The organism is Algibacter sp. (assembly GCF_039977455.1).
Classification (GTDB): domain Bacteria; phylum Bacteroidota; class Bacteroidia; order Flavobacteriales; family Flavobacteriaceae; genus Algibacter_B.
This window is the reverse complement of record NZ_JBDWDG010000009.1, coordinates 1-12883: the sequence shown is the minus strand read 5'-3', so window position 1 is coordinate 12883 and position 12883 is coordinate 1. Positions and strand designations below refer to the sequence as shown.

The window sequence follows — 12883 nt, the reverse complement described above, 5'->3', positions numbered from 1 at the left end:
ATCTGTAGGTGGAGATACATTTAAACTACCATCAGGCAATAAGCTTACCACACTACCATCAGATAAAGTTACTGGATTACCAACACTGATTGCTGTATTATCAACTTCGGTGATTACTAAATTAGCATTATCGCCATCTGGGTCATTATCACCATCTAATGCGTCTACTGGTACTGCGGTATTTATTGTTGCATTGGCAACAGTTTCATCATCAGCTACTGGAGCTAATTGATCGAAGGTAATATCTACTTGCCCTTCATCAGTTAAGCCATCTTCATCGGCTACCGTATATACAAAACTAATTGGTTCGGTACTGTCTGCCGGTGGCATTACACTTAAAGTACCATCGGGTAATAAAGTCACAACGCTTCCATCAGATAAAGTTACTGGGTTACCAACACTGATTGCTGTATTATCTACTTCGGTGATTACTAAATTAGCATTATCGCCATCTGGATCATTATCACCATCTAATGCGTCTACTGGTACTGCGGTATTTATTGTTGCATTGGCAACAGTATCATCATCAGCTACTGGTGGCTGATTTACTGTTACGATTATATTACCTACATCGGTAAGGCCATCTTCATCTTCTAAGGTATAATCTAAATCTATATTTGTAACACCTGAACCCGGAGTAATATCTAATGTACCGTTTGGTAATAAAGTCACTACCGTGCCATCCGCTAAAGTTACTGGTGTACTTACTGTTAATGAAATAGCAACCGTTGGTGCTGCAGAATCAAAAATCTCGGTAATCAATAAGTTTGCATTATCACCATCTGGATCGTCATCTCCATTTAAGGCATCAACATTTACTAATGTATTTGGATTTGTTACCGCTGTATCATCATCAGCTACTGGTGGTAAATTTACTGTAAGCGTTGCACAATTTACTTCATTAAAACAGTCATTATCATCATGCGTGATTAATAAACAATATTGAGTACCATCTAAACCTGTAACATCAATTATATTTAATATAGATGTATTTTCACCATTGTAATTGGCATCGGCTGCTAAAATTGGAGTACCTCCAGAATTAGGATCTCCTAAATACCATTGATAATTTAAACCTGAGGTTGAGCTTGAACCAGCCCCGTAGTTTGGTACCCCACCTGAAAATACTGTTGTATTATTTGCTATGGCTGAAGTTATTGTAAAGGAAGTTCCTGACCCAGAATTAACAGCTTTATCAACTAATGCCGTAGCATCTACAACTACCTGGGTAGCAGTTGTAACATTACCATTTGTAGCTTGTGGACTCCCAGAATTAGTAGGCACTCCATTTGCATCTACAGTACCTTCATCGGCATCGGCTAAATTATTGCTCGAGGTTAAATCTGCAGGAGTAAATGCTGCCGCACCTTCTAAAGCATCCGGACATCCATCATTATCACTGTCTGTATCAAAATTATCCCGAATTCCGTCATTATCTGTATCTGGGCAAGTCAAAACGGTTGCCTCTAGTATTAAAGATGTTAATGTATTAATAATATTTTCTCGGTCGCCATTTTCAGCTAAATCTTCAAATAAAAGTGAGGCTTCTAAAAAAGGTGAACTTGCTATAAAGGTAGCGCTAGCACCATTAGTTTCTCCTCCAGCTGTACCTCTAACAAGTGAAGAACCAACACCTCCACGCGCTACAAACTCTTGATTAGAGCTTCCTCCAACAGAAATATTATTAGCAGCATTTCCGGCTTGATTATTTGTAATAAGAGCACCTGTAGATAAATCGTAAGATGCCATATCTCCGGAGTCCACTTGCCAAGTACCAGGTATAGTAAATGCTATACCATCAGTGGGACTTGTTCCATTATTATCTCTATCGTAATCATCAAGTGTAGGCAGTTGTATTCTATCTATTGCAATAGTAGAACTAAATGTTATAGCACTTTCTAAAACTGCAAATTCTCCAGGAAGTGTTCCTCCATCACCATCCAAAGCCTCAATAGATGGAGAAGCACCAGCTGTAATAGTTATACCACTTGGCTCTGTACCAGTAGTCCCAAGGTAATGAGCAGGATTACTTGATTCCGTAATAGTAATTGTTTCTACATTACCATTTACAGTTGCTGTAAAAATTAAAGTTCCTGCAGAAGATAATGCTTGATCATAAGTAAAGGTTACATTGCTTGTACCAGAACATTCATCTTCATCTAAAATACCATCATTATCATTATCTAAATCAACTTCATCATCTATTCCGTCTCCATCACTATCAACAGTATTACAAATTCCATCTGTTGTAACAGTAACTTTAGAAGTTAACTCTCCACTACAATTAGAAGGGGATTCTCCTGTAGCTAAAATATTAAATGTTGTATCGCTTGTTAGATTCCCCGTTGTTAAAATAACTGTATTTCCATCTCCAATAACTGCCGTTCCTACATTAGAATCATCTACATCATTTCTTAGTTGGTAAGAAACACCTATTTCTGAAGATTCAACTGAAATATTTGCAGAAGTGCCAGAACAAACTGGACTATTTGAATTAACTGTTAACCCCAAATCTGGTGTCGCATTAACCGTTACAGGAACATTTTCTGTTAAAAAGACTTCACAAAACCCTAGGGGTAATGTTATTGCTTTTATCTTTAAAGTTGTAGAAGATGTTAAAACATCACTTGTTAATGTAATAATACCTCCAGTACCTAGAACAGATGAACCAGTGGCTGTAGTTTCATCATCAAGATATAATTGATAGATAACTAAATTTTCAGAATCTACCTCAATATTGGCTACAAAGGATCCTGAACAAATTACAGCATTATTTGGATTAACAGTTAACGAATTTATTGGTGGTATACATTCAACTATTTTACTTTCTGAAGGTGCCGATTCACAAGAACCTGGTGCACTAGCTTTAACGGTTACAACACCCCCTGTATAAAGCTCATAAGTTGGAAGACCAGAAATTGTCCAAACTCCACCCGAAACCGTTGCAGATGCACCTTCAACCTGAAAATCATCCACATAAAGCGTAATTACATCACCACTTGTTCCTGTTCCTGAGATAGTTGTGGATTGTTCTATTATCGGGTCTGTAGTTATTGCTACGGCATTAGTTGATTGGGAACCTACCACTACGCCTGTAGAGATAGGACTTTCCGTTTTACAAGAACCGCTCTCAGTTGCCGTTGCAGTAATAGTGCTACCTGTAGAAATTAAGATACCTGATAATGTCCACGCACCTGAAGTTACTGTTGTAGTACCTTCCAAAACACCATTTTCGAAAACCGAAATCGTAGTGCCATCGGCTTCACCCGAAATCCCATTTACAGTATTAATGGCTCCAATACCACAATAAGTTCCTGAAATTTGTGGAGTTCCTGTAGTTCCCCCTGCAACATTGACTGCAGTAGATGCATTAGATATACATTTAGGTGTACTACCGGTTCTTATCGCCTTTGCAGTAACTACATCACAAGCATTAAAAGTCAGCCCCCCGATAGTCCAAGCTCCTCCAGCCGTGGTTGTGGTTGTTCCAACTTGCACATCATTAACATATAACGTAACCCCAACATCAGAAGCTATATTATCAGGAGATGGCATCGTTCCTGAAACAGATGTAGTCGCAGTTGTTATTGGTGAGGTTGAAATTATTGGTATAGCCGTATCCCCTGTTGTACCTATACATACGTAGATGGGTGTAGATTCGCACTTACCTGGTTCAGTCGCAGTTATTCTATAAACACCATCAACTAAGCACGCTGGGCCCGAAGCATTACATTGAGTAGAGGAACCATCTCCTACGCATTTCCATAAAAAATTATCTCCTGTATCTCCACTACCATGTGCTGTTCCTGAAACAGTAATCTCTCCACCCGAATATACCGTCCCAGAAGTTGCAGTTAGGGGCGTAGAGCTATTATTGAAATAAACATTAATTATTGCACCTGCCACAGGGGATTGCCCAGAAATACTTTTTCCACAATGACTTGCAGAAATAGGCGGCGAAGAACATATCGCACCCACTTCGGTAGTATTACAATCCAAAGGAGAAACGGTTTCTCCTGTAGCTTGAGCTGTTGCATTTATTATGTCTCCGGAATCTAAAACAGGTGATATTCCTGTTAAACTCCAAGCTCCTCCAGTGCTAGATGTGCTCCCGAGTAAAGAATTATTATTGTATACCCTTATGGTCGTCCCATCTGGTTCAGAAGTGGTTCCCGAAACAACAGTGTCGCCAGAACCTAGCGGTGACGAAATAGTTGGACAACTAGATCGAGGTAAACAAAGTCCTGCGTTAATATCTGCTAGTGAACAAGGACCTTGATTTTCAATAATTTCTTCATAACAATCTGCAAGAGAATCACAAGGGCCAACTCCTCCTACGTCTGAAGCGGAAGATGCGTTACAAACCGTGGACTTTTTGGCTGCCATATTATCAACAATCACCATTCTAATTGGAGTTGAAGATGTTATCCCAAAACCACTTAAATCCGAAGATTCAACATAAAAATCCAGAAAATAATCAGGATCTCCACATATTTCAGAAATAGCAAGGGACTTTTGATAATGATCAGTTCCTAAATATTCCACAACTGGTGAACAATTTGGAGTTCCATCAACATCATAAATAAAGACTCCGAATTTTGTTCCCAATACAATTTCAACCTCAAATCCTGGATTATCTAATGTATAATCAAGATCGGCATCCGGCCCAGAGTTTCCAAATTTCCCATCGGTATCTATTAAAATGCTGTAACTTTTAGCGTTCGATCTAACATCTCCTAACCTTAATCGAAACAACCAGTTTCCACTGCCATCAACATATGACAAAGCAGGATCAAATCCACCTGAATCGACAAAATCCGAAAACCCACAATTAGGTCCATTATTAATATCGCTTGTTGGTTCTAATCCAGGAAACACAAAAGGTTTATAAGGTATTTCACTTTCTGCAGAATCATTACCCATAAACCCAGCGGTATTAGCAGACACATAACCATCTCCATTAGGATCTAAAACGGCAATTCCAGATCCAGAAGCTGGTTCAAGAATCAATCCTTTTGTTTGGGCATTAAGCGTATTAAAGCAGAAAAAACAACACCCAAATATTAAAAAAATACCTTTTAATAGAATTGGGCTAAAAGACAATTGAGTAAAGTTTTTCATAGGGAAATGGAAAAATTAATTAATTTAAATGGGACTAGTAAAAAATCTGACATAATGTAAGACAAATAACAGAAAAAATCTTGTGAAATAGAGAAATTACATTCAAATTTTTCTACACTAAGAATTGAAAACATAGTTTTTTTCATATTTTCGGAGAAATCCAGATAGTAATAACAGTTTGTTTTCAAAATTTATAAAAAAAAAATTTACTGACTATCTTCTTAGGTTTTAAACGCATATTTATTCGTCAAAAAACTAAAATTCAAAAATTTAATTTATAATTTGAACACTAGGATTCTTCTCTAAATTAATATTATTTAAAAAATTTAAAATCTATACCCTTGTTAAGACACAAAATTGGGTGCATACGTCACATAAATCCTTTATAAAAAGTATATTTGCCAAAATTTAATTTTATGTCTTTTTTAGAAGAAATACAACGCAGACGAACCTTTGGTATCATTTCTCACCCAGATGCTGGAAAAACTACATTAACTGAAAAACTACTACTTTTTGGAGGAGCAATTCAAGAGGCAGGAGCCGTAAAGAGTAATAAAATTAAAAAAGGTGCTACTAGTGACTTTATGGAAATAGAGCGCCAACGTGGAATATCGGTAGCAACTTCTGTTTTAGCCTTTGAATATGATGGCATTAAAATTAATATACTTGATACACCAGGACATAAGGATTTTGCTGAAGATACCTTTAGAACTTTAACAGCTGTAGATAGTGTTATAGTTGTTATTGACGTCGCAAAAGGTGTTGAGGAACAAACCGAGAAGCTCGTTGAAGTTTGCCGTATGCGTAATATCCCAATGATTGTATTTATAAATAAAATGGATAGAGAGGGAAAAGACGCTTTTGATTTGCTTGATGAAGTTGAGCAAAAACTAGGCTTAAAAGTAACACCATTAAGTTTTCCAATTGGCATGGGATACGATTTTAAAGGTATTTACAACCTTTGGGAAAAAAACGTTAATCTTTTTAGTGGTGATAGCAGAAAGGATATTGAAGAAACTGTTGAAATTTCAAACCTATCTTCTCCTGAATTAGATAAATTAGTAGGAAACGAAGCTGCTGATACCTTAAGAGAAGAAATTGAACTTGTAGAAGGTATTTACCCTGCGTTTAATAAGGAAGACTACTTAAACGGCCAACAACAACCCGTATTTTTTGGGTCGGCATTAAACAATTTTGGTGTTAGGGAATTATTGGATTGTTTTGTTGAAATTGCCCCAAAACCAAGGCCAAAACAAAGTGAAGAACGCTTAGTAAAGCCTGACGAAAGTAAATTTACAGGTTTTGTATTTAAGATTCATGCTAATATGGATCCTAACCACCGCAACAGGTTAGCTTTTATAAAGATAGTTTCTGGCGAGTTTAAAAGAAACACACCATATCTTCATGTAAGACATAATAAAAAAGTAAAATTTTCAAGTCCAAATGCTTTTTTTGCAGAGAAAAAAGAAATAGTAGACATCTCCTACCCCGGCGATATTGTAGGTTTACAAGATACCGGAACATTTAAAATAGGAGATACTTTAACCGAAGGTGAAGTGTTAAATTACAAAGGAGTTCCTAGCTTTTCACCAGAGCATTTTAGGTATATTAATAATGCCGATCCTTTAAAATCTAAACAATTATTTAAAGGCATAGATCAATTAATGGATGAAGGTGTTGCTCAATTATTTACATTAGAATTAAACGGTAGAAAAGTAATAGGAACCGTTGGAGCTTTACAATATGAGGTGATTCAATATAGATTAGAGCATGAATATGGCGCTAAATGTACTTACGAAAATTTAAACGTACATAAGGCATGTTGGGTAGATCCAAAAAACTCAAAAAGCGATGAGTATAAAGAATTTGTAAGGGTAAAACAACGTTTCTTAGCCAAAGACAAACAAAATCAATTAGTATTTTTAGCCGATTCTCCATTTTCATTACAGATGACACAACAAAAATACCCGAATATTAAACTCCACTTTACTTCAGAATTTGATTAAACCTCATTGTTTTTTATCTATTAAAGTAAAAAAACATATATCGTTTTTTCACACTATATAAATTAATCTCTCAATATATATCATAACCACCAAATGATTACGTAATGAAAATAAATGCCCGAAAATTCAGTAATAATGAAATTACAGTTACATACGATCCTTTTTTATGTACTCAATCTGAAATTTGTGCCAGACAACTCTCAAATGTTTTTAGAAACTCCGTAATTCCATGGGTGGATATTGATGGTGCACCTACAGAGAAAATTATTACTCAGATTAAAAAGTGCCCGTCTGGAGCTTTAAAATTTTCATATAAAGATAAAGTTGCCTAACAAAAAAAATATTTGGCAATTTTAAACTAATACTTCAAAACATAAATAAACTAGATATAAACGCCTTAAACAGTGTTTAAAATAAGCCATTTTATCATGATTTATAATTAAATATTATATTACTAAATTTTTATATAGCTCCCCCTTATACCTCAAGTCGTAGTATGTTTTTAATGGAGTTTATTTTAATAGGCAATCTGTGTTATTATCTCTCTCATCGCCATTTCGTTCTGACAAGTTGGAATAAACACAACAAGCCCTCAAGAAACACTACATGTTGCAGGAACAGCCCGTATTAAAACTACAAACCAGACATCTGTTACCACAAGTAAGCTTTTTGGTTTAAATGCTGCCGGTACCCTTCGAGAAGTAAATTTTGGGTACAGGTATAAAACTATCCAACAATGTGTTATTACGAGTTCGGATCAATCTTTTGGAAGTATCTCTCTATCAACAAATACTAATAATAATAATAATAATAATGTAGATTCATTATTAGATAGTGGAGAAACTAATAAGGGGAAAACTTTTATTAGAATCTATAATACTGCTGGTAAAACAGAAATTACAGGAATTAAAGGTTGTTATAATGGGCAACATATTTGAATATATGCTCAAGACGATGAAGTGAATCTGTCTAACAACAATTCTAGCTCTAGTATAAGAAATTGCATTGAGCTTGCAAGCAAAGCTAAACAATGGGAAATGATAGAACTCGTTTATAATGGTGCCAGGTCCTAATTGGATTATAATGGAACATCACAATTAATAAGTGACTATTTTGAGCATTATTACTCTAATAAATAGCCACAATTAATCACTAAGCTTGCCCTGTTGGCCCAAAATTTAATGGCATTGGAGGTTGCTCATAATCTTTTATTTCACCATGTGCATTTTCAAATCTGGTAACATTTTCGCCGAGTGCTTTAAGTAAACGTTTAGCGTGCTGCGGTGTTAATATAATCCTAGATTTAACCTTATTTTTAGGCACACCAGGCATAATATTTACAAAGTCCACAACAAACTCTGATACAGAATGATTTATAATAGCTAGATTAGAATAAGTACCTTCGGCAACTTTCTCATCAAGTTCAATATTAATCTGTCCTTGTTTTGGCTTATCTTTTTCTTCTGCCATAATAATTTTTATTTAAAATATTAAAAAGCCTTCAAGTATAAAATGCATGAAGGCTTTTAGTTTTATAGAATCCCGCCTTCGCGGAAATAAATTTGATTATCCAACCCCAAAAACTGAGGTTGAATTCTCATTTATTAATTATAATTTAATTCTTGTTTTGCTTGCATCATTTCGTCAAACTCTTCTTTAGAGCCAACAATAATATCAGAATAACTTCTCATACCAGTTCCTGCAGGAATTCTATGTCCTACAATCACATTTTCTTTCAATCCTTCTAAAGAATCCACTTTACCAGCAACAGCTGCTTCGTTAAGTACCTTAGTTGTTTCTTGGAAAGAGGCAGCAGAAATAAATGACTTCGTTTGAAGTGACGCTCTTGTAATACCTTGAAGTATTGGTGTAGCAGTTGCAGGTTGTGCATCTCTAGCTATTACCAATGCTTTATCTTCTCTACGTAAGATAGAGTTCTCATCTCTTAACTCACGAGGCGAAATAATTTGTCCCGCTTTAAGGTTAGCAGAATCTCCGGCATCTTCAATTACTTTCATTCCAAAGATATCATCGTTTTCCTTGATGAAATCTGCTTTATGAGCTAATTGATCTTCTAAGAAAATAGTATCACCAGAATCTATAATTCTAACTTTACGCATCATTTGTCTTACAACAACTTCAAAATGCTTATCGTTAATCTTCACACCTTGTAAACGATATACTTCTTGTACTTCATTTACTAAGTATTGTTGAACCGCTGAAGGGCCTTTTATATTAAGGATATCATTAGGCGTTATAGAACCATCAGATAAAGGCATACCTGCTTTTACGAAATCATTTTCTTGTACAAGAATCTGACTTGATAACTTCACTAAGTATTTCTTAACATCACCTAATTTAGACTCTACTATAATCTCACGGTTACCTCTTTTAATTTTTCCAAAAGAAACTACACCGTCAATTGCACTTACAACTGCTGGGTTAGATGGGTTACGTGCCTCAAACAACTCAGTTACACGAGGAAGACCACCGGTAATATCACCTGCTTTAGAAGATTTACGTGGGATTTTAACTAAAATCTTACCTACGCTAATTTTATCGCCATCATCAATCATTAAGTGGGCACCAACTGGTAAGTTGTACGAACGCATTGTTTCTCCCTTAGAATCTTCAATGTGAAGCGTTGGAATAAGCTTTTTATTTCTAGATTCAGAAATTACTTTTTCTTGGAAACCTGTTTGTTCATCAATTTCTACTTGGTAAGTAACACCTTGCTCAACGTTTTCATATCTTACTTTACCAGCAAACTCTGAAACAATTACACCATTATATGGATCCCAAGTACAAACTACATCTCCTTTACTTAGTTTATCGCCATTCTTAATTTGAATAGTAGAACCGTAAGGAATATTATTAGTACTTAAAACAATACCTGTTTTCTTATCAATAAGCTTAAGTTCAGAAGTCCTAGAAATAACAATATCTACATCGTTTCCTTCACCATCTTGACCTTTAACTGTTTTTAAATCCTCTATTTCAGCAATACCATCAAACTTAACAGCTAAATTGTTATCCTCTGAAATGTTACCCGCAATACCACCAACGTGGAATGTACGAAGTGTTAACTGTGTACCAGGTTCACCAATTGATTGTGCAGCAACTACACCAACAGCTTCACCACGTTGTACCATTTTACCGGTAGCTAAATTACGACCATAACATTTGGCACAAATACCTTGTAAGGCCTCACAAGTTAATGCTGAGCGAACTTCGACACTATCAATAGGAGAAGCTTCAATTGCTTTGGCAATATCATCCTCAATTAATTGACCTGCTGAAACCAATAATTCATCGGTAAGAGGATCAACTACATCATTTAATGATACACGACCAACAATTCTTTCTTGTAATTTCTCAACTACTTCATCATTCTTTTTCAATGGTTCTACTTCAACACCTCTTAAAGTACCACAATCTTCAGTATTGATAATTACATCTTGAGAAACATCTACTAAACGACGTGTTAAGTACCCTGCATCGGCAGTTTTAAGAGCCGTATCCGCAAGACCCTTACGAGCACCGTGAGTAGAGATAAAGTATTCTAAAATTGAAAGTCCTTCTTTAAAGTTAGAAAGAATTGGATTTTCAATAATCGATCCACCTCCTGCTGTAGATTTTTTAGGCTTAGCCATTAATCCACGCATACCTGTAAGCTGACGAATCTGTTCTTTAGATCCACGAGCTCCAGAATCAAGCATCATAAACACCGAGTTGAAACCTTGTTGATCTTCTCTAATACGTTTCATTGACAGTTCAGTCAATTCAGCATTGGTAGACGTCCAAATATCAATAACTTGGTTATAACGCTCATTATTTGTAATAAGCCCCATGTTATAGTTTCCGGTAATTCCATCAACTAAGGTATTGGCTTTATCAATCATACTTTGCTTTTCTGGTGGGATAATAATATCACCTAAACTAAATGATAATCCACCTTGGAATGCAAATTTAAATCCTAACGTTCTAATGCTATCTAAGAAATCAGCACATTCAGGAACAGATGTTACCTTTAGAATATCACCAATAATATCTCTAAGAGATTTTTTGGTTAATACTTGGTTAATGAATCCTGCTGCTTGAGGTACGTGTTGGTTAAATAATACACGACCTACAGTAGTTTCAACAATCATTCTGTCTAGCTTACCATCCTCATTAATATCAATAGTTCTTACTTTGATACCTGCATTTAAATCTACTTTTTTCTCATTAAAAGCAATTTCTACTTCTTCTGGAGAATAAAAAGTTAAACCTTCACCTAAAATTGGAACTTCTGGCGTAGACTTACGTAACTTAGTCATGTAATAAAGACCAAGTACCATATCCTGAGAAGGTACCGTTACCGGTGATCCATTGGCTGGATTTAAAATATTATGAGAAGCCAACATTAATAATTGACACTCTAAAATGGCCTCTGGACCTAAAGGTAAGTGAACCGCCATCTGGTCACCGTCAAAATCGGCATTAAATGCAGTACACACTAATGGGTGTAACTGAATCGCTTTTCCTTCAATTAATTTTGGTTGGAAAGCTTGTATACCTAAACGGTGTAAAGTAGGCGCACGGTTTAGTAATACTGGATGCCCCTTAAGAACGTTTTCCAAGATATCCCAAACCACAGGTTCTCTTTTATCTATAATTTTCTTTGCAGATTTTACCGTTTTAACAATACCTCTTTCAATTAATTTTCTAATTACAAAAGGCTTGTATAACTCAGCTGCCATGTTTTTAGGCAATCCACATTCAAATAATTTTAATTCTGGACCAACAACAATTACCGAACGTGCAGAATAGTCAACACGCTTACCAAGAAGGTTTTGACGGAAGCGACCTTGCTTACCTTTAAGTGAATCTGATAAAGATTTTAATGGTCTGTTAGAATCCGTTTTTACTGCTGAAGACTTACGTGTGTTGTCAAACAATGAATCAACAGATTCTTGCAACATACGTTTTTCATTACGTAAAATTACTTCTGGTGCTTTTATCTCAACTAATCTTTTAAGACGGTTGTTACGGATAATTACACGACGGTACAAATCATTTAAATCTGAAGTTGCAAAACGACCACCATCTAACGGCACTAACGGACGTAATTCCGGTGGAATAATTGGCACAACTTTCATAATCATCCATTCCGGACGATTCTCACGATTAACATTTGATTCTTTTAAAGACTCAACAACTTGCAAACGTTTTAAAGCTTCTGTTTTACGTTGTTTAGACGTTTCAGTATTTGCTTTATGACGTAACTCGTATGATAAAGATTCTAAATCAATTCTTGCTAATAAGTCAATTAGACATTCAGCACCCATTTTAGCTAAAAACTTATTTGGGTCTTCATCATCTAAATATTGATTATCTTGAGGAAGTGATTCTAATACATTTAGGTATTCTTCTTCAGTAAGGAAATCCATTTTTTGTAATGGTTCACCTTCTTCATTTTTAGCATTACCTGGTTGTATTACTACATAACGTTCGTAGTAAATAATCATATCTAATTTCTTAGATGGTAAGCCTAATAAATAACCTATTTTATTTGGTAAAGAACGGAAGTACCAGATATGAGCAACAGGAACCACTAAATTAATGTGTCCTACTCTATCACGACGTACCTTCTTTTCTGTTACTTCTACTCCACAACGGTCACATACAATACCTTTGTAGCGAATTCTTTTATATTTACCACAAGCACACTCATAATCCTTTACAGGACCAAAAATACGCTCACAGAACAAACC

At 35.4% G+C, this 12883-nt stretch carries 5 protein-coding genes; 2 read left to right on the top strand and 3 right to left on the bottom strand.

Annotated elements, in window-relative coordinates; genetic code table 11:
- Window positions 1–5121, bottom strand: a 5121-nt coding sequence (locus ABJM36_RS02060) for an Ig-like domain-containing protein (RefSeq protein WP_348448658.1), incomplete at its 3' end; no start/stop codon positions are given.
- A 416-nt stretch (window positions 5122–5537) separates the two neighbouring features.
- Between ABJM36_RS02060 and ABJM36_RS02055 the strand changes: the two genes are divergently transcribed.
- The gene (locus ABJM36_RS02055) at window positions 5538–7127 is read left to right on the top strand and encodes a peptide chain release factor 3 (protein WP_348448656.1); all 1590 of its coding nucleotides are present in this window, start codon (window positions 5538–5540) and stop codon (window positions 7125–7127) included.
- Window positions 7128–7231: 104 nt separating this feature from the next.
- Window positions 7232–7459, top strand: a complete 228-nt coding sequence (locus ABJM36_RS02050) for a (4Fe-4S)-binding protein (RefSeq protein WP_348448654.1) — start codon at window positions 7232–7234, stop codon at window positions 7457–7459.
- A gap of 820 nt (window positions 7460–8279) precedes the next feature.
- On the opposite strand, the gene ABJM36_RS02045 is transcribed toward ABJM36_RS02050, so the two are convergent.
- Window positions 8280–8597, bottom strand: coding sequence for a DUF3467 domain-containing protein (locus ABJM36_RS02045; RefSeq protein WP_144116609.1), 318 nt, complete (start codon window positions 8595–8597; stop codon window positions 8280–8282).
- Between the two features lie 134 nt (window positions 8598–8731).
- The coding region (gene rpoC, locus ABJM36_RS02040) for a DNA-directed RNA polymerase subunit beta' (RefSeq protein ID WP_348448652.1) at window positions 8732–12883 on the bottom strand (4152 nt) is incomplete at its 5' end.

Coding starts and splice junctions, on each gene's coding strand:
- ABJM36_RS02050 (WP_348448654.1), top strand. CDS start 7,232: ATGAAAATAAATGCCCGAAAATTCAGTAATAATGAAATTACAGTTACA.
- ABJM36_RS02055 (WP_348448656.1), top strand. CDS start 5,538: ATGTCTTTTTTAGAAGAAATACAACGCAGACGAACCTTTGGTATCATT.
- ABJM36_RS02045 (WP_144116609.1), bottom strand. CDS start 8,597: ATGGCAGAAGAAAAAGATAAGCCAAAACAAGGACAGATTAATATTGAA.